The organism is Rhodovarius lipocyclicus, from assembly GCF_009900765.1.
Classification (GTDB): domain Bacteria; phylum Pseudomonadota; class Alphaproteobacteria; order Acetobacterales; family Acetobacteraceae; genus Rhodovarius; species Rhodovarius lipocyclicus.
In genome coordinates this window covers 80,356-97,515 of sequence record NZ_JAAABL010000007.1, presented here as the reverse complement: position 1 = coordinate 97,515, position 17,160 = coordinate 80,356, and the positions used below count along the sequence as shown (strand labels likewise).

The window sequence follows — 17,160 nt, the reverse complement described above, 5'->3', positions numbered from 1 at the left end:
AAAAATCCTCAGTTCAACCGGATGCCGGCGGCCTGGATCACGCGGTTCCACTTCTCGGTCTCCGAGGCGAAGAAGGCGCGGGATTCGGCGACGGTGCCACCCACGGGGGTGATGCCAAGGCCGGCCAGGCGCTGGACCACGGCGGGGTCGGCCAGCACGGCGCGGGTGTCGGCGTTCAGGCGTTCCAGCAGGGGGGCGGGGACGCTGGCGGGGGCGGCCAGCGCCAGCCAGGCGGTGGCGACATAGCCGGGCAGGCCCGCTTCCTCGGCCGTCGGCACATCGGGCATGGCCGGTGAGCGCGTGGCGGAGGTGACAGCCAGCGGCCGCACCGAACCGGCCTGGGCCAGGGGCGGGATGGTGGGCAGATTCTCGAACATCATCTGGATGTTGCCCGCCACCAGGTCGTTCAGCGCGGGCCCGCTGCCGCGATAGGGCACATGGGCGATCTGCACCCCCGCCGTCAGCAGGAACAGCTCGCCATGTGGGTGGAGCTGCCATTGCCGGCGGAACCGAAGCTGAGCGAGCCCGGCCGGCTGCGCGCCAGCTCCAGCAGTTTCCGCAAATTGCGCGCGGGCACCCGCGGGTTCACCACGATGACATTGGGCAGCTCGCCCAGCACCGTCACCGGCGCCAGCTCCCGCGCCGGGTCATAGTTCAGGCGCGGGTAGATCGCGCTGGCCGCGTGGATGCCGAGCGTGCCGAGCAGCAGCGTGTAGCCATCGCCCGGTGAGCGCGCGACGTATTCCGCGCCGATATTGCCCCCGGCGCTCGGGCGGTTTTCCACCACCACGGGCTGGCCCCAGCGGGTGCCCAGATGCTCACCCACGATGCGGGCCAGCACGTCGCCCGAGCCACCGGGGGCCAGCGGCACGATGATGCGCACCGGCTTGGTGGGAAATTCCTGGGCATGCGCGGGGGCGTGCGCGCCCCATGACAGAACCGCGGCGAGGGCCGCGGGAAGCAGACGACGATACATGGCTTGTCCTCTTGGCGGGATCAGCCGCGTGACTGGCGTTTTTTCTTATGGTTTCAGCGTGCCCGAGAGCACGGCGGCGTAGAGTTCGCGGCCCGCGGCGATATGGCGCCGCATGGCGGTTTCGGCGGCCTGGGCATCCCCGGCCTCGATGGCGTCCAGGATCTCCGAGTGTTCGTCGGCGATATGGCCCGGGCGTTCCGGCACCCCGCGCGCGAGGTGGCGGTAGCGCTCGAAGCCCAGCATCACCTGCTCATGGCAGGCGGCGGCGGAGTGGTTGGCCGCGAGGCGCCGTAGCTCCTCGTGGAAATCCAGCCCGACGGAGAGGATGAGTTCCGCGTCGCCCAGCGCCTGCACGCGGCTGTGGCGGGCGTGGATGTCCCGCAGGCGGGCGGGGTTGGCCAGGCCCTGTGCCACGCGCCGCGCGGCGGAGGCGGCGAGCAGCCCCTCCAGCACCTCTCGGGTGGCGGACAGCTCGTGCATCTCGGCCATGGTCAAGGGCGGGATGCGCAGGCCCTTCGCCTCCCGCCGCAGCAGCCGCAGCTGCTCCAGCCGGCGGAGGGCGTCGCGCAGGGGGGTGCGGCTGACATCGTAGCGGGTGGCCAGCCGTTCCTCGGTTTCGAGGGAATCGGCGGGCAGTTCGCCATTGAGGATGGCGTGCAGCAGGCGGCGGAAGACCAGCTCGGCGGCGGTGATGCCGGAGGGCGGCTTGTCCAGCGGGCTGGGGGGTGGTGCGTCCCATCTCATGGGCACATGAGTTCATGTATACATTCAGGGCGCAAGAGGGGGCTTCAGGCACAAAAAAGCCGCCCCTCTTGCGAGGGGCGGCTCAAGGGCCGGGGCTTGGGGAGGGTTAGGGAGAGCCGCCCCGGCCGAAGGTTCAGCCGCGGCTGGGCACCCACACCGTGCGGTCACGGCCGCCGACGTTCTGCACCACGGGCACCTGGCCCGCGATGCCCCGCTGCGCGGGGCCTTGGATGGAGTAGCTCAGCACCGGCCGGCCCTGGTCGATACGGCTGATGGTCACGGGACCGCCGCCCACGATGTTGCCGCGATAGGCGTCGTCATAGACGACATGCTGGCTGGCGAAGTCGCCCTCCAGGCGGGGCGCCTGATGGGCGAAGGCGGGGGCGGAAGCCATCAGGCTGATGGCGGCGGCGGCGAAAGCGATGCGGTTCATGGTCTGGGTCTCGGTTCTCTGTGGCGGGGCGGCCCTTGCCGCCCGGCGTTGAGAGACAGATGCACCTCCACGAAAAGACTCTCCAATCGAGCCTGCGCATCCACATCATACGCTGGGGTTATGATGCGGTGGCGCGGTTGCGGCGGGGCCCGCGGCTGGCTACATCCCGGCCATGCAGCATTATGATGCCGTCATCCTGGGTGCCGGCGCCGCCGGGCTGATGTGCGCCATCAGCGCCGGGCGCCGGGGCCGCCGCGTGCTGGTGCTGGACCACGCGCCGCAGGCGGGCTCCAAGATCCTGATCTCCGGCGGCGGGCGGTGCAATTTCACCAACACCGGCACGGCGCCGGACCGCTTCATCTCCGCCAATCCGCGCTTCGCCCGCTCCGCGCTGTCCCGCTTCCGCCCGCGCGACTTCCTGGAGATGGTGGAGAAGCACCGCATCCCCTGGCACGAGAAAACCCTCGGCCAGCTGTTCTGCGACCGCTCCGCCAAGGACATCCTGGCCATGCTGCTGGCCGAATGCGCCGCCGTGGGCGTGGCGATCGAGACCGGCGCGCGGGTGACGGAGGTGACGAAGCCCGGCCCCTTCCACACCGTGACCGGGCGCGGGACCGTGGCCTCCGAATCCCTGGTGCTGGCCACGGGCGGGCTGTCCATCCCGAAGATGGGCGCCACCGGCTTCTCGCTCGATCTCGCCCGGCGCTTCGGGCTGCGGGTGGTGGAAACCCGCCCCGGCCTGGTGCCGCTGACCTTCGATGCCGAGGCGCTGGAGATGATGCGCCCGCTGGCGGGCGTCGCACTGCCGGTGCTGGCCCGCGCGGCGGAGGGGCCGCGCTTCCCCGAGGCCATGCTGTTCACCCACCGGGGCCTGTCGGGGCCGGCGATCCTGCAGATTTCCTCCTACTGGCGGCCGGGGCAGGCGATTTCGCTGAACCTGCTGCCGGGGCAGGACCCGGCGGCGCTGCTGCTGGCCCGCAAGCAGGCCCGGCCCCGGGCCGAGCCCCGCACCGTGCTGGCCGAATTCCTGCCGCAGCGCCTTGCGCAATCCCTGGCCGAGGCCTTCCTGCCGGGGATGGAAATGGCCAACCAGCCCGACCGCGGCCTGCGCGCGCTGGCGGAGCGGCTGCGGGCCATGTCGCTCACCCCCTCCGGCACCGAGGGCTACGCCAAGGCCGAGGTGATGCTGGGCGGCGTGGATACGGCGCAGCTTTCCTCCCGCGACATGCAGGCCAACGACGTGCCCGGCCTGTTCGTGGTGGGTGAGGCGGTGGACGTCACCGGCTGGCTGGGCGGCTACAATTTCCAATGGGCCTGGGCCAGCGGCTGGTGCGCGGGGGAGGCCGCCTGAGGCCATCTTGCCGCCCGGCCGGGGCGGCCGCAGGATCGGCCCATGCATGACGACCTGATCCGCCTGACCGCCACCGAGGCCACGGCCCTGCTCCGGCGGGGGGAAGTCTCGCCCCTCGACCTCATCGACGCCGCCGAGGCGCGCATCGCCCAGGTCGAGCCCGCCGTGAACGCCCTGCCCACCCTGTGCTTCGACCGGGCCCGCGCGCATGCCCGGCGGCTGATGGCCGGCGAGGGGCGGGAGCTGGAGGGCCAGGCGGGTTGGCTCGGCGGGCTGCCGGTCTCGATCAAGGACCTGACGGATGTGGCGGGGGTGCGCACCACCTATGGCTCGCCCATCTTCCGCGACCATGTGCCCCAGGCGTCCCACCCGGTCGTGAAGCGCATCGAGGCGCATGGCGGCATCGTCGTCGGCAAGTCCAACACGCCGGAATTCGGCGCCGGCGGGTCCACCTTCAACGAGGTGTTCGGCCGCACCCGCAACCCCTGGAACACATCCCTCACCTGTGGCGGCAGCACCGGCGGCGGCGCCGTGTCGCTGGCCACCGGAGAGGTCTGGCTGGCCCAGGGCACCGACCATGGCGGCAGCCTGCGCCGGCCGGGCACCTATTGCGGGGTGGTGGGGCTGCGGCCCTCGCCCGGGCGGGTCACGCGCGGGACGGTGAACAACCTGTTCTCCACCCTGTCCGTCCAGGGGCCGATGGCGCGCAACGTGCCGGACCTGGCGCTGTTCCTGGACAGCATGGCCGGCTGGTGCGTGCTGGACCCGCTGACCTATGACGCGCCCGCGCGCTCCTATACCCAGGCCGTGGCGGTGGCCGGGGCCGAGCGCCCGAAGCGCATCGCCTTCACCGCCGACTTCAACGGCCAGCTGCCGGTGGACCGCGAAACGCGGGAGATCTCCACCCGCGCCGTCCGCGCCTATGAGGCCGCGGGCTGCGTCGTGGAGGAATTCGCCCCCGACCTGGCGGAGTTGGGGGAGGCCTTCCTCATCCTGCGCAGCCAGGCCTTCGTCGTGGACCGGGAGGCGCAGCTGGCCACCCACCGCGACCTGATCAAGCCCGACATCATCTGGAACACCGAGCGCGGCCTGAAGGCGACCCCCAGCCAGCTGGCCTGGGCCGACCGGGAGCGCGCGGCCTTCTACCGCCGCATGGCCGCGATGTTCGCGCGCTACGACGTGTTCGTCACACCCGGTGCCGCCACCCCGGCCTTCGACGTGATGCTGCGCAACCCGGAGACGATCGCGGGCGTGAAGCTGGAAAACTACATGGCCGGGTCCATGATCAACGCCGCCATCACGCTGGCCGGCTGCCCCGCCGTGGCCGTGCCCTGCGGCTTCGACCAGTACGGGCGGCCGGTGGGGCTTCAAGTGGTGGCCCCGCCCCGGCGCGATGACATCGCCCTGCAAGCCGCGGCCCTGCTGGAACAGGTCACGGGGCTGGCGGCGCAGCTGCCCATCGACCCCCGGCGCGGCACGGTGCCCCCGGCGGAGGCGGCGTAGGGCGTCAGGGGCTTTGCCCCCGAACCCCCAGTCAGGGGCGCTGCCCCTGACAACCCCGCCAAAGGCCGAAAGGCCCTTGGAACCCAGGAGTTTGGCGCTTCATCCTGGCAGGCGGGCCAGCATTTTCATTATAAAAATCAATAGGTAAAACCTTACCAAGGTGTAGCGCCAACTGATCTAGGTCCAGGACCGAGCACGGTCCTGGCGGGGGTGTCGGGGGCAGCGCCCCTGACCGGGGGTTCGGGGGCGAAGCCCCCGGGGCGCGCGTCACCCCCGCTCGATCCGCGGCAGGAACCAGGCCAGCAGTCCGGCCAGTGGCAGGAAGGAGCACAGGCTGTACACGCTCTCGATGCCGATGCTGTCCGCCAGCCCGCCCAGCATGGCGGCCGCGATACCGCCCAGCCCGAAGTTCAGCCCGTAGAACAGCCCGCCAACCAGGCCGATCCGGCCGGGCATCAGCTCCATCGCGTACAGCATGATGGCGGCGAAGGCGCTGGCCATGATCAGGTTGATCAGGGTGGTCAGCACGCCGGTCCAGAAGAAGTCGGCATAGGGCAGCAGCAGCGTCAGCGGCAGCGGGCCCAGCACCGAGAACCAGATGACGCGGTAGCGGCCGATGCGGTCGCCGATGATGCCGCCCAGCAGCGCGCCGGCGGCCGAGGCCAGCAGGAAGACGAACAGCATCAGCTGCGAGATCTGGATCGAGACCCCGAAGCGGTCGATCAGGTAGAAGGTGTAGAAGGAGCGGAAGCTCTCACTATAGGCGTTCTTGGAGAACATCAGCAGCATGAGGACGATGATCCCCACCGCCACCGTGCCCCGCGAATAGGCTGGGCGCTCCGCGCCGCCCGCCTTGGGCGTGGCCTTGGCGCGCAGCACATGCTGGCGGATCGCGCTGTGCTGGCCCGCCGTCCAGACCATCAGCAGCATGGCCAGCAGCGCGGCCGAGGCGAACCAGACCAGGCTGTCCTGCCCGCGCGGCACGATGACGATGGCCGCGAACAGCGGCCCCAGCGCCCCGCCCGCCTGGCCCCCCACCTGGAACACGCCCTGCGCGAAGCCGTGCCGCCCGCCCGAGGCATAGCGCGCCATGCGCGTCGCCTCCGGGTGGAAGATCGAGGAACCGATGCCGATGCAGCCCGCCGAGGCGATGATGAGGCCGTAGCTGGAGGCGAAGGCCAGCCCCACAAGCCCGCTCAGCGTGAACAGCATGCCGATGACGGTGGAATAGGGCATCGGGTGGCGGTCGGTGTAGTAGCCCACCGCCGGCTGGAACAGCGAGCCCGCCACCTGGAAGGTGAGGGTGATCATGCCGATCTGCACGAAATCCAGCCCGTAGGCGTCCTTGATGATCGGATAGACGGCCGGGATCAGGGACTGCATCAGGTCGTTCAGCAGATGCGTCAGCGCCAGGATGAGCAGGACGGTCATGTGCGTCCGGGGCGGGGCGTCGGCGGTCTGGGCGGGGGTCATGATCCGCTATGTCCTGACCTTGTCCGGATTGTCGAGGGGGGCACGCGCGGCATGCGGCCGCCCGGGTGGCCGCCGCGCCGGATGGCGCGGGTGCCGGCATAGCCCCGGCTATTCCATGCGGATGTTCGCGGCCTGCGCCACCTCTCGCCAGCGGGAGAGGTCGGTGGCGATGAAGCGCTCGCATTCCTCCAGGCTGCCGGGGCTGGGCCGGGCGCCTTCCTGCGCCAGGCTGGCCGCCAGCCGGCTGTCGCCCAGCGCCGCGTTGGCGGCCGCGTTGATGCGGGCACGGGCCGCCGCCGGGATGTCCCGCCTGCCCAGCAACCCCCACCAGATCGCGGCCTCATAATCCGGCAGGCCGCTCTCACGCGGGGTGGGGGCGTGGGGGGCGCCCTTGTTCTCGATCACGAAGGGCTGGCCCAGGCCGCGCTGCATCTCGTCGCACAGCGGGCGCGCCACGGCATCGTTGCTGCCGCCGGGCGGGAAGGGGACGATGATGCGCACCGCGCGGCTGGGCCAGGGTGGTGTCTGGGCCTGGGCCAAGGCGGGTGCCGCCCACAGGCCCAGCGCCGCGCGCCGTTTCAGCCGCATGTCGTTTCCTCGGAGTTTTGGGGCATCCTGGCGTGGGCTTCCATTCCGTGCAAGTCACTTCCGTCTGGTGGAATCGCCTGCTAGCCTTCCGCCATGGCCAAGCGCATGCCCAGACCCGCCGAGACGCCCACGGAGCCCCTGCTGCGGGAGGTTCCGCCCCCCGCCCAGGTCTCGGGCGTGGGGGACAGCGTGCGCGCCGTGGACCGCGCGCTGGTGATCCTGCGCGCCTTCCGCGAGGATGACGGCCCCCTGCCGCTGACCGAGATTTCCCGCCGCGCCGGGCTGAACATGACCACCGCGCTGCGCCTGCTGGGCACGCTGGAGGGGCATGGCTTCGTCAAACGCCTGCCCGCCGGCGGCTATCTGCTGGGCCCCACCCTGCTGCTGCTGGGGGATCTGTTCCGCCGCTCCCTGCGGCTGGAACACCATGTGATGCCGGCGCTGGAGCGCCTGCGCGCCGAAAGCCGGGAGAGCGCGGCCTTTTTCGTGCGCGAGGGCGAGCAGCGCCGCTGCGTCTTCCGCCTGGATTCCCCGCAGATCGTGCGGGAGGTGGCGCATGTGGGCGAGGCGCAGCCGCTGGGGCGCGGGGCCCATGGCCGCTCGCTGGTCGCGCTCGATACCCATGAGCCCCTGCCCGTCGTCACGCGCGGAGAGCGCCTGCCGCAGATCGCGGCCATCGCCTGCCCGGTGCTGAACGCGGCGGGCGAGGTGGCGGGTTCCATCGGCATCTCGGTGCCGCTGTATCGTTTCGATGCCGGGATCGAAGCCCTTTGTGTGCCGCTGGTGATGCGGGAGGCGGTCGCCATGACCCGCGACCTGGGCGGCGACCCCACCCCCTTGGAACGATTGCGGCGCTGACCGCGCCAACCGGAGGAAACGAACAAGCAATGGCCCGTATCGAACTGACCCCCGAGGGGCAGCGCACGCCCGAGGAGCAGCGCGCCTGCCAGGAAGCCATCAGCGGCATCCGTGGCCGCGTGCCCGCGCCGATGATCGCTTGGCTGAAGAACCCGGAACTGGCCAGCCGCGCCCAGAAGCTGGGGGAGCTGCTGCGCTACCAGACCTCGCTGGAGCCGCGTTACAGCGAGCTGGCCATCCTGGTCATGGCCCGGCACTGGAGCGCGCATTACGAGTGGTTCGCGCACAAGCGTATCGGGCTGGAGGCGGGGATGGACCCCCAGGTGGTGGCGGACATCGCCGCCCGCCGCGTGCCCACCCTGCGCGATGCGAAGGAACAGGCGATCTACGATGTCGCCACCACCCTGCTGGCCACCCGCCGCGTGCCGCGCCCGCTGTATGACCGCGCCGTGGCGGCGCTGGGGGAGAAGGGGCTGGTCGAGCTGATCGGGATGCTCGGCTATTATTCCTTGGTCTCCATGACGCTGAACACCTTCGAGCTGGGCCTGCCGGAGCATTTCCAGACCGAGCTTGGCGCGGAACCCGGCGATGAGGTGCCCAACTGATGGCCGGGCGTCTGCAAGGCAAGGTCGCCATCATCACCGGCGCCGGCTCGGTCGGCCCCGGCTGGGGCAATGGCCGCGCGGCCGCGGTGCTGTTCGCGCGGGAGGGTGCGATCGTCCATGGCGTGGACCGCGACCCGGCCGCGATGGCGGAAACCGCCGCCCGCATCGCGGAATTCGGCGGCAGCTTCACCATGGGCCAGTGCGACGTGATGCAGCCCGCCTCCATCGCGGCGATGGTGGCCGAGGCCCACAAGCTGCACGGCCGCATCGACATCCTGGTGAACAATGTCGGCGGCAGCGCCAAGGGCGGGCCGGTGGAGATGAGCGAGGAGGTCTGGGACAGCCAGATCGACTACAACCTGAAAAGCGTCTTCCTGGCCTGCAAGCATGTGCTGCCCATCATGGTGGCGCAGGGGGGCGGGGCGATCGTCAACACGGCCTCGACCAGCGGCACCCGCTGGACCGGTTCGGCCCAGGTCGCCTATGCGGCGTCCAAGGCGGGGGTGATCCAGCTCTCGCGCGTGGTCGCCGTGGAATACGCCAGCCGCAACGTGCGGGTGAACACGGTGGTGCCCGGGCAGATGCACACGCCGATGGTGGAGGTGCGGCTGGCGGGCCAGCGCTCCGGCGGCGATGTGGAGGCGCTGCTGAAGCAGCGCCTGTCGCGCATTCCCATGGGCTTCGCGGGCGATGGGCGGGACACGGCCCACGCCGCGCTGTTCCTCGCCTCCGACGAGGCGCGTTTCGTGACCGGCACCGAAATCGTGGTGGATGGGGGGATGTCAGCCAGATGCGACTGATGGCTTCGCGCCGCGCCCTGCTCGCGGCCCCTTTGGCTACGCCAGCCTTCGCGCAGTCCTTCCCCGACCGGCCGGTGCGCCTGGTCGTGCCCTTTCCGCCGGGCGGGCCGGTCGATCTCGGCGCGCGCATCCTGGCCCAGCCGCTGGGCGAGGAACTGCGCGGCTCCGTGGTGATCGACAACCGGTCCGGCGCCGGGGGCGTGGTGGGTGTGGATGCCGTGGCGAAGGCCACGCCCGATGGCTACACGCTGGGCTTCGCCAGCACGGGGGCGCTGGCCGTCAACGTCACGCTGATGCCCAACAACCCCTATGACACCCGGCGGGATATCGCGGCGATCTCCATCGTCTCGGCCGTGCCGTCGCTGCTGGCGGTGCACCCGGATGTGCCGGCGCGCAGCGTGGCGGAGCTGGTGGCGCTGGCGAAAGCCCGGCCCGGGCGGCTGAACTACGGCTCCTCCGGCCCTGGCGGCACGCCGCATCTTGCGGGGGCGCTGTTCACCATGCGCGCGGGGGTCGAGATGGGCCATGTGCCCTATCGCGGCGCCGCCCCCGCCATCACGGCGCTGCTGGCCAAGGAGGTGGACATGGCCTTCCTGGATGTGCCGGTGCTGCTGCCGCATGTGCAGGCCGGGCGGCTGCGCCCGCTGGGCGTGACCAGCGCCGGGCGCTCGGCCGCGCTGCCCGAGACCCCCACCTTCGCCGAGGCCGGGGTGAGCGGCATGGAGGTGGAGAACTGGTACGCCATCTTCGCCCCCGCCGGCACGCCGGCCGGGCGCGTGGCCCGGCTGCACGCGGCCACCGCCGCGGCCCTGGCCCGGCCCGAGACCCAGCGCCAGATCACCAGCCAGGGCGCCCGCGTGGTGGCCAGCCGGCCGGAGGACGCGGCGACCTTCATCTCGGCCGAGGTGGACCGCTGGGCCCAGGTCGTCCGCGGCGCCAACATCAGGCCCGAGTGATGCCCTATATCCCGCCCGAAAACACCTGCGACGCCCATTGCCATGTCTGGGGCCCCGTCGCGCGCTTTCCCTTCGCGGAAAACCGGCCCTTCACCCCGCCCGAGCGCACGAAGGACGACCTGGCCGCGCTGTACCGGCGGCTGGGCATCGCGCGGTCCGTTATCGTGCAGGCGGTGGTCTATGGCACCGACAATGGCGCGATGCTGGATGCCATCGCGCATTCCCAGGGGCGCTATCGCGGCATCGCGCTGATCGACGACAGCTTCGACGAGAAAGCGCTGATCCGCCTGCATGAAGGCGGCATCCGGGGCGTGCGCTTCGGCTTCGTGCGGCATCTGGGCAAGCGGCCGGACCTGGCATTCTTCCGCCGCACCGTGGCGCGCATCGCCCCCCTGGGCTGGCACGCGCAGATCCACCTGGATTCCGCGGATCTGCTGGAGCTGCGGGAGGAGCTGGACCGCCTGACCATCCCCTTCGTCATCGACCATATGGGCCGCGTCGATGCCGCGAAGGGGCTGGACCAGCCCGCCTTCCGCGCCCTGCTGGAGCAGGTGAAGCGGGAGAATTGCTGGGTGAAGGTCTCCGGCAGCGATCGGGTCTCGGCCACCGGCGCGCCTTTTCATGACGCCATCCCCTTCGCCCGGGCGCTGATCGCGGCGGCACCCGACCGCGTGGTGTGGGGCACGGACTATCCGCATTCCAACCCGCGCCACCTGATCGAGGATGACGCGGGGCTGATGGAACTGCTGCCGCTGATGGCCGACGCGGCCGGGCTGCGGAAGCTGCTGGTGGAGAACCCGGCCCGGCTCTACGGGTTCTGAGGCGGCTATTCCGCCGCGGCGGCCTTGCGCCGCGCGGGGTGTTCGGGGCGCGGCAGGCCCAGGTTTTCCCGCAGGGTCCGGCCCTCATACTCCCGGTGGAACACGCCGCGCCGCTGCAAGGCGGGGATCAGCTTGTCGAAGATGTCGCGCACCGGGCCGGGGAAATAGGGCGGCAGGATGTTCCAGCCGTCGCAGCCCCGGTTCAGGAACCAGTCGCTCATCTCGTCGGCGATGCTCTCGGGCGTGCCGACGATGACATGGTGGCCGGAGGCGCTGCGCTGGTTGATCAGCTGGCGGATGGTCAGCCCCTGGTTGGCGGCCAGGTTCCGCGCCAGCTTGGCGTGCTCGCTTTTCAGGCTGTTGGTGTCCGCCAGCATCTGCGGCACCGGCGCGTCGAGGTCATAGCCGCTGAGATCCCCGAAGGAGGGATACAGCGCCGCCAGCCCCAGCTGCGGGTGGATCAGTTCCTGCAACCGCTCGTTCAGGTCGCGGGCTTCCTGCATGGTGTCGGCCATGATGGGCATGACGCCGGGCATGATCAGCGCATGGTCGGGCGAGCGGCCCTGCGCCGCCACCTTCTCCTTCACGCCGGCGTAGAAGGCCTGGGCCTCGGGCAGGGATTTCTGCATCGTGTAGACGAGTTCGGCGATGCGCCCCGCCAGATCCTGCCCCGGCCCGGACGACCCCGCCTGCACGATGACCGGATAGCCCTGGATCGGCCGGCGCGCGTTCAGCGGCCCGCGCACCTTGAAATGCTCGCCCCGGTGGTCGGGCACATGGATCTTCGCGGGGTCGAAATACTGCCCCGTCGCCTGGTTGCGGATGAAGGCGTCGTCCTCGTAGCTGTCCCACAGCCCGAACACGACATCGACGAATTCCTGCGCCCGGCGATAGCGCGCGCCGTGCTCCATGTGCTTGTCGCGGTTGTAGTTCAGCGCCTCCTGCTCCGACCAGGAGGTCACGACATTCCAGCCCACCCGGCCCTCGGTGATGTGGTCCAGCGAGGCGAACAGCCGCGCCACCGTGAAGGGCTCGTAATAGGTGGTGGAGACGGTGGCGATGTAGCCCATGTGCTCCGTCACGGCCGAAAGCGCCGAGAGCAGGGTCATCGGCTCGAACACGTCGATCCGGCTGTCGTAGCTGAGCTGGGCGTTGTCCTTGGCGGAGCTGCGCACCGCCATGCCGTCGGCCCAGAACATCATGTGGAACTTGGCGCGCTCGGCCTCCCTGGCCAGCGTCTTCCACATGCCGATATCCATGGCCGCGCCCAGCAGCGCGTCGGGCATGCGCCAGCCGCCGCCATGCGCGCCATTGGCCACCAGGTTCAGGCCGAGCTTCATGGTGCGACTGGTCAATGCGATTACTCCGCGGCGGCTGACCGGGCGGCGCGTTCGGCCGCCCAGCGGTTCACGGGCGTCTTCAGCCCCAGATTCTCGCGCAGCGTAGCGCCCTCGTAAGCCTTGCGGAACAGGCCGCGCCGCTGAAGCTCCGGGGTGATGTGCTCCACGAAATCGTCGCAGCAGCCGGGCAGATAGGGCGGCAGCACGTTGAAGCCGTCGCAGGCCTCGGCCTCGTACCATTCCTGCATGCCGTCCACGATGTCGCTGGCGGTGCCGATCAGGTAGAAGCCGCCGCCCACGATCTGCTGGTACAGCTGGCGGATGGTCAGGTTGCCGTCGCGGGCGCGCTTCATCACGCGCTCGGTGGCACTCCTCACCTGGGCCTCGCGCTGAGGTTCGGGCACCGGGCCGTCGATGTCGAAGCCCGACAGGTCGCCGAGGGCCGCATAGACGCGGGCGAGGCCCACCAGCGGGTCCGTCAGTTCCTGCAGCCGGTCGAACTTGGCCTGGGCCTCGGCCCGGGTGGCGCCCACGATGGTGCGCACGCCGGGCATGATCTTCAGCTCATCCCAGTCGCGGCCATACTTGGCCATGCGGCCCTTCACGTCGTCGTAATAGGCCTTGGCGGCGCTGACGGAATCGGCCGCCGCATAGACCACATCGGCGGTGGCGGCCGCGATCTCGCGCCCGGGTTCGGAGGCACCGGCCTGCACCAGGATGGGCCGGCCCTGCGGCATGCCCGCCACGTTCAGTGGCCCGCGCACCTGGAAGTGCTTGCCCCGATGGTTCAGCAGATGCATGCGGCTTTCGTCGTAGAACAGGCCGCTCTGCTTGTCGTAGACGAAGGCGTCGGGTTCCCAGCAATCCCACAGCCCCTTCACCACCTCGACGAATTCGGCTGCGCGTTCGTAGCGCAGGTCGTATTCGAGGTGCTCCTCGCGCGAAAAATTCTTGGCTTCCGCCTCGGACCAGGAGGTGACGATGTTCCACCCCGCGCGCCCGCCGCTGATCAGGTCCAGCGTCGCGAATTTGCGGGCGATGTGATAGGGCTCGTTGTAGGTGGTGCTGGCCGTGGTCACCAGGCCGATGTGCTTCGTCAGCACCGACAGCGCCGGCAGCAGCGTCAGCGGCTCCATCTCCACCAGCTCATAGCCCGAGCGCGCCAGCGAGCCGCGCGGCTCATCGCGTTCGCGCAGGCCGATGCCGTCGGCGAAGAAGATCATGTCGAACAGGCCCTGTTCGGCCATCTTCGCGTTGTGCGCGTAATGCTCGAAGCGCAGCGTGCCGTCCGAGGGCACATCTGGGTGCCGCCAGGCGGCGGGGTGGTAGCCGAGCCCGCGCATCGACATGCCGAGCTTCATCATTCCTTGCCGAGCCATTCCCACATCCTCAAGGCGCGCCGGGCGCCGCTTGCAATTGCCGGAATGCGATGGCCGCGAGGCAGCCAGAGGGTGAGAGCGCCAGCATGCACAGGCCCGCAGGGGCGCGCAAGGCCTATCAAAACGAAAACGTATGAAGGCGGACAGCGACCCTAGGTCAGCCCGGGCAGCAGCCGTTCCATCGTTGCCTCCGCCCGCAGCATGGCGGTGAATTCCTCCACCGCGCGCGAACGCGGCTGGCCGGAGGGAAAGGCCAGGGTCGCCGGGTAGTCGATGCGCGGCTCGAAACGGCGCAGCGCGATGGCGGGATCGCGCACCGCCGTGACGGTGAAGGGGTCCAGCAGGGCGATGCCCACACCCTGGCCGACCAGCCGGCACATCGCCTCGGCGGAGGTGGATTCCGCCACCTCCCGCGCCACGGCGCCGGCCAGGCGCAGCATCGCATCCAGCTTCACCGTGATGTGGCTGCCGGCGCCGTGGTTCACCAGCTTCTGCTCGTGCAGATCCTCCGGCCGGATCACGCGCTTGGCCGCCAGCGGGTGGTTGGCCGGCAGCACGCACACCGCGTCCAGCTGTGGCAGCACCTCGATATCCACCCCCGGATAGTCGAGCGGCGCATAGGCGATGCCCAGGTCGTATTGCCGCATCGCCACGCGCTCCAGCACCGTGGGCGCGATGTGGTTGTGCAGGGCCACGAAGGTGTCTGGGTGTTCGTCGAGGAAGCGCGCGACCAGCCGCGGCAGGATGCCGTGGGCCGGCCCCGCCATGGCGATGATGCGCAGGTTGCCGCGCCGGGCGCGCTTGATCTCCTGGGCCGTGTGCTCGATGCGGTCCAGGCCCAGGAAACTGCGCTGGACCTCCTCATACAGCAGGTTGGCCTCCGCGTTGGGCACGATGCCGGTGCCGCGCGGCTCGAACAGGCGCAGCTTCAGCACCTCCTGCAGGTCGCGCATCAGGCGGCTGACGGCGGGCTGGGTCAGGCCCAGCATCTCGGCGGCGCCGGAGATCGAGCCGCGCAGCATCACGCCGCGGAAAGCCTCGATCTGGCGCTGGGTGATTCGGCGGGCCATCGCTTCATAATATAATGACATGAAGACGGGTGAAAACAGCATTTGACCCCCCTCGGTTTCATGCCGCACGGTTTGATCCAGCGCAACCGGGCCAACCGGTGCGGCAGGGAAGAATGCTTGAGGTCGCGGCACACTCCGTGGGGGAGTTGCTGACGTGCTGCATCTGGAAATCCGTTCGAGGCTGACGCCCGACACCGACATGACCGCCCCTGGGGGCGCCCCTGGGGGCACCGCTTCGGGCGGGGCGTAACCACGCCCCGTTCCAGGAGCATGCCGCCGTCCCCGAGGGTGAGAGCGAGGGGGCGGCGGCGGCTCCGATCCACAATGGTCGCCGCCTTCCGGGAGAAACCATGGGGACCGCCCGCTATATCGCGAGACGCCTGATCTTCTCGCTCTGCCTCATCCTCGGCGTCAGCGTCATCCTGTTCGCGATGATCAACGCCATCGGCAACCCGGTGGAGGTGCTGCTGGCCGAACGGCCCGGCATCACCGAGGAAATGATCCAGGCCGTGACCGAATACTACGGCCTGAACGGCAGCGTGACGGACAGGTACTTCACCTGGATCTGGGCGCTGCTGCGCCTCGATTTCGGCACCTCCATCATCTACAACCTGCCCGTCTCCGAGATGCTCGTGACCTATGGGCTGGAGACGCTGAAGATCCAGGTGCCGGCCATCCTGATCGCGCTGCTGGTGTCGGTGCTGATCTCGGTGCTGGCGGCCACGCGGCAGTACAGCCGGGTGGATTTCGGCGTCATCGCCTCGGCCATGGTCGGGCATTCCATGCCGGGCTTCCTGCTCGGCATCGTCCTGATCCTGATCTTCTCCTATTCGCTCGGTATCCTGCCCAGCTATGGCGCCTATTCCACCCGCAACCCGCTGTGGGGCAGCGATGTGGCGGACGCGCTGTGGCACATGGTGCTGCCGGTCGGCATGCTGGTGTTCTTCAACTGCGCGACGCTGACGCTGCTGCTGCGATCCTCGCTGGTGGACGTGCTGCGGCAGGATTTCATCACCGCTGCCCGCGCCTCCGGCCTGCCGGAACGCCGGGTGGTGTTCGGCCATGCCCTGCGCAATGCCTTCATCCCGGTGCTCACCTACCTCGGCATCCTGTTCGGGCTGATGCTGGGCACCGCGCCGGTGACGGAAACCGTGTTCACTTGGCCGGGCCTCGGCGCGCTGTACATCATGGCGATCCAGCAGCTCGACTACCCGCTCATCATGGGGGCCACGATGGTCATCACCGTCATGCTGGTCACGGCGACCCTGCTGACCGACATCGCCTATGTGGCGATCGACCCGCGTATCAGGCTGGGCTGAAGCACATGAGCGACGCGACCCTTCCGGCCATCGCGGCCCCCCGGCAGCGCGCCCCGGGCATCTGGCGGCAATCCTGGTACCGGTTCCGGCGCAACCGCGCGGGACTGATCGGGCTGGCCATGGTCACGCTGGTGGTGCTGGTGGCGCTGCTGGCTCCCTTCGCCGCGCCCTTCGCGCCGGACGACACCTCGGCCATGCTGCGCGGCGCCGCCCGGCGCGCGCCCAGCGCCCTGCATTGGCTGGGCACCGACCGCAACGGCTACGACGTGTTCACCCGCATGATCTACGGCGCGCGCACGGCGCTCGCGGTCGGGCTGGGGGCCATGATCATCGCCTCCGTCATCGGCGTCATCATCGGCGGCATCGCGGGCTATGCCGGCGGCATGGTGGATGAGCTGCTGATGCGCTTCGCCGAATTCTTCATGGTCATCCCCGTCTTCGTCGTGATCCTGGCCGTGGTGCGGCTGTTCGGCATCGTGGTGGTGGGCACCTGGCTGGAGGACATCCCCAACCTCAACCTGATGACCATCATCGTGCTGCTGGGCTGCTTCGAATGGCCGCCCATCGCCCGCATGGCCCGCGCGGAATTCCTGCGCCTGCGCAACTCCGAATTCGTGGAGGCCGCGCACTGCATCGGTTCCTCCCGCCGGGACATCCTGCTGCGCCACATCCTGCCCAACGCCATGCCGCCGCTGATCGTGCTGGTGGCACTCGGCATCGGCGGGGCGATCCTGGCCGAGACGATGGTCAGCTTCCTGGGCTTCGGCGACCCCCGCGCCGTCTCCTGGGGCCAGTCGCTGTATTTCAACTACGAGGCGCTGAAAGTGGCCCCCTGGGCCGTGCTGTCGCCCGGGGCCGCGCTGTTCGTGACGGTGCTTGGGTTCAACCTGCTGGCGGATGGACTGACCGATGCTTTCAACCCTCGCACCCGCCAGTAGCCCGCC

Annotated in this window: 16 protein-coding genes and 1 pseudogene; 9 read left to right on the top strand and 8 right to left on the bottom strand. The window is 69.9% G+C overall.

What is annotated here, in order from left to right:
- Positions 1-8: 8 nt before the first annotated feature.
- The 3 genes and pseudogenes from GT007_RS22370 to GT007_RS08925 form a co-directional block, all read right to left on the bottom strand.
- Positions 9-976 (bottom strand): annotated as a pseudogene (locus GT007_RS22370) (Bug family tripartite tricarboxylate transporter substrate binding protein).
- Between the two features lie 45 nt (positions 977-1,021).
- Positions 1,022-1,720 carry a GntR family transcriptional regulator gene (locus GT007_RS08930; protein WP_160121257.1) on the bottom strand — a complete coding sequence of 233 codons (699 nt, stop codon included), beginning with the start codon at positions 1,718-1,720 and terminating at the stop codon, positions 1,022-1,024.
- Between the two features lie 133 nt (positions 1,721-1,853).
- On the bottom strand, positions 1,854-2,153 hold the full coding sequence (locus GT007_RS08925) for a hypothetical protein (protein WP_160121256.1): 300 nt from the start codon (positions 2,151-2,153) through the stop codon (positions 1,854-1,856).
- A gap of 172 nt (positions 2,154-2,325) precedes the next feature.
- On the opposite strand from GT007_RS08925, the gene GT007_RS08920 reads away from it, so the two are divergent.
- On the top strand, positions 2,326-3,504 hold the full coding sequence (locus GT007_RS08920; protein WP_160121255.1) for a BaiN/RdsA family NAD(P)/FAD-dependent oxidoreductase: 1,179 nt from the start codon (positions 2,326-2,328) through the stop codon (positions 3,502-3,504).
- 42 nt (positions 3,505-3,546) lie between these two features.
- Positions 3,547-5,007: an amidase gene (locus GT007_RS08915; protein ID WP_160121254.1), complete on the top strand. Its 1,461-nt coding sequence runs from the start codon at positions 3,547-3,549 to the stop codon at positions 5,005-5,007.
- A 267-nt stretch (positions 5,008-5,274) separates the two neighbouring features.
- Here the strand turns inward: GT007_RS08915 and GT007_RS08910 are convergent, their stop codons facing one another.
- Positions 5,275-6,480, bottom strand: a complete 1,206-nt coding sequence (locus GT007_RS08910; RefSeq protein WP_160121253.1) for an MFS transporter — start codon at positions 6,478-6,480, stop codon at positions 5,275-5,277.
- 108 nt (positions 6,481-6,588) lie between these two features.
- Entirely contained in the window at positions 6,589-7,068 is a 480-nt protein-coding gene (locus GT007_RS08905; RefSeq protein ID WP_160121252.1) for a type 2 periplasmic-binding domain-containing protein, read from the bottom strand.
- Between the two features lie 105 nt (positions 7,069-7,173).
- Between GT007_RS08905 and GT007_RS08900 the strand changes: the two genes are divergently transcribed.
- Genes GT007_RS08900 through GT007_RS08880 form a run of 5 tightly spaced genes read left to right on the top strand, consistent with a single transcriptional unit; the run spans position 7,174 to position 11,108 of the window.
- Positions 7,174-7,926: an IclR family transcriptional regulator gene (locus GT007_RS08900; protein ID WP_160121251.1), complete on the top strand. Its 753-nt coding sequence runs from the start codon at positions 7,174-7,176 to the stop codon at positions 7,924-7,926.
- A gap of 29 nt (positions 7,927-7,955) precedes the next feature.
- Positions 7,956-8,531 carry a carboxymuconolactone decarboxylase family protein gene (locus GT007_RS08895; protein WP_160121250.1) on the top strand — a complete coding sequence of 192 codons (576 nt, stop codon included), beginning with the start codon at positions 7,956-7,958 and terminating at the stop codon, positions 8,529-8,531.
- Entirely contained in the window at positions 8,531-9,331 is an 801-nt protein-coding gene (locus tag GT007_RS08890; RefSeq protein ID WP_160121249.1) for an SDR family NAD(P)-dependent oxidoreductase, read from the top strand. The genes GT007_RS08895 and GT007_RS08890 overlap by 1 nt, the downstream gene beginning before the upstream one ends.
- The gene (locus GT007_RS08885; protein ID WP_236571568.1) at positions 9,322-10,287 is read left to right on the top strand and encodes a Bug family tripartite tricarboxylate transporter substrate binding protein; all 966 of its coding nucleotides are present in this window, start codon (positions 9,322-9,324) and stop codon (positions 10,285-10,287) included. Before GT007_RS08890 ends, GT007_RS08885 begins: the two co-directional genes overlap by 10 nt.
- Complete coding sequence (locus GT007_RS08880; RefSeq protein WP_160121248.1) at positions 10,287-11,108, top strand: amidohydrolase family protein; 822 nt, start codon at positions 10,287-10,289, stop codon at positions 11,106-11,108. The genes GT007_RS08885 and GT007_RS08880 overlap by 1 nt, the downstream gene beginning before the upstream one ends.
- Before the next feature lie 5 nt (positions 11,109-11,113).
- Here GT007_RS08880 and GT007_RS08875 read toward each other — a convergent pair whose 3' ends face one another.
- The 3 genes from GT007_RS08875 to GT007_RS08865 all read right to left on the bottom strand — a co-directional run bounded on the left by GT007_RS08875 (position 11,114) and on the right by GT007_RS08865 (position 14,897).
- A complete protein-coding gene (locus tag GT007_RS08875) occupies positions 11,114-12,463 on the bottom strand; it encodes an LLM class flavin-dependent oxidoreductase (RefSeq protein WP_236571567.1) in 1,350 nt (449 codons plus the stop codon).
- Between the two features lie 5 nt (positions 12,464-12,468).
- Positions 12,469-13,827 carry an LLM class flavin-dependent oxidoreductase gene (locus GT007_RS08870; protein WP_160121247.1) on the bottom strand — a complete coding sequence of 453 codons (1,359 nt, stop codon included), beginning with the start codon at positions 13,825-13,827 and terminating at the stop codon, positions 12,469-12,471.
- Between the two features lie 152 nt (positions 13,828-13,979).
- On the bottom strand, positions 13,980-14,897 hold the full coding sequence (locus GT007_RS08865) for a LysR substrate-binding domain-containing protein (protein ID WP_160121246.1): 918 nt from the start codon (positions 14,895-14,897) through the stop codon (positions 13,980-13,982).
- A gap of 350 nt (positions 14,898-15,247) precedes the next feature.
- Here GT007_RS08865 and GT007_RS08860 point away from each other — a divergent pair, with 350 nt between their 5' ends.
- Complete coding sequence (locus tag GT007_RS08860) at positions 15,248-16,216, top strand: ABC transporter permease (RefSeq protein ID WP_160121245.1); 969 nt, start codon at positions 15,248-15,250, stop codon at positions 16,214-16,216.
- A 5-nt stretch (positions 16,217-16,221) separates the two neighbouring features.
- Complete coding sequence (locus GT007_RS08855) at positions 16,222-17,154, top strand: ABC transporter permease (protein WP_160121244.1); 933 nt, start codon at positions 16,222-16,224, stop codon at positions 17,152-17,154.
- Positions 17,155-17,160: the final 6 nt, after the last annotated feature.

Coding starts and splice junctions, on each gene's coding strand:
- GT007_RS08905 (WP_160121252.1), bottom strand. CDS start 7,068: ATGCGGCTGAAACGGCGCGCGGCGCTGGGCCTGTGGGCGGCACCCGCC.
- GT007_RS08910 (WP_160121253.1), bottom strand. CDS start 6,480: ATGACCCCCGCCCAGACCGCCGACGCCCCGCCCCGGACGCACATGACC.
- GT007_RS08870 (WP_160121247.1), bottom strand. CDS start 13,827: ATGGCTCGGCAAGGAATGATGAAGCTCGGCATGTCGATGCGCGGGCTC.
- GT007_RS08855 (WP_160121244.1), top strand. CDS start 16,222: ATGAGCGACGCGACCCTTCCGGCCATCGCGGCCCCCCGGCAGCGCGCC.
- GT007_RS08900 (WP_160121251.1), top strand. CDS start 7,174: ATGCCCAGACCCGCCGAGACGCCCACGGAGCCCCTGCTGCGGGAGGTT.
- GT007_RS08890 (WP_160121249.1), top strand. CDS start 8,531: ATGGCCGGGCGTCTGCAAGGCAAGGTCGCCATCATCACCGGCGCCGGC.
- GT007_RS08920 (WP_160121255.1), top strand. CDS start 2,326: ATGCAGCATTATGATGCCGTCATCCTGGGTGCCGGCGCCGCCGGGCTG.
- GT007_RS08885 (WP_236571568.1), top strand. CDS start 9,322: ATGCGACTGATGGCTTCGCGCCGCGCCCTGCTCGCGGCCCCTTTGGCT.
- GT007_RS08880 (WP_160121248.1), top strand. CDS start 10,287: ATGCCCTATATCCCGCCCGAAAACACCTGCGACGCCCATTGCCATGTC.
- GT007_RS08865 (WP_160121246.1), bottom strand. CDS start 14,897: ATGGCCCGCCGAATCACCCAGCGCCAGATCGAGGCTTTCCGCGGCGTG.
- GT007_RS08930 (WP_160121257.1), bottom strand. CDS start 1,720: ATGAGATGGGACGCACCACCCCCCAGCCCGCTGGACAAGCCGCCCTCC.
- GT007_RS08925 (WP_160121256.1), bottom strand. CDS start 2,153: ATGAACCGCATCGCTTTCGCCGCCGCCGCCATCAGCCTGATGGCTTCC.
- GT007_RS08915 (WP_160121254.1), top strand. CDS start 3,547: ATGCATGACGACCTGATCCGCCTGACCGCCACCGAGGCCACGGCCCTG.
- GT007_RS08895 (WP_160121250.1), top strand. CDS start 7,956: ATGGCCCGTATCGAACTGACCCCCGAGGGGCAGCGCACGCCCGAGGAG.
- GT007_RS08860 (WP_160121245.1), top strand. CDS start 15,248: ATGGGGACCGCCCGCTATATCGCGAGACGCCTGATCTTCTCGCTCTGC.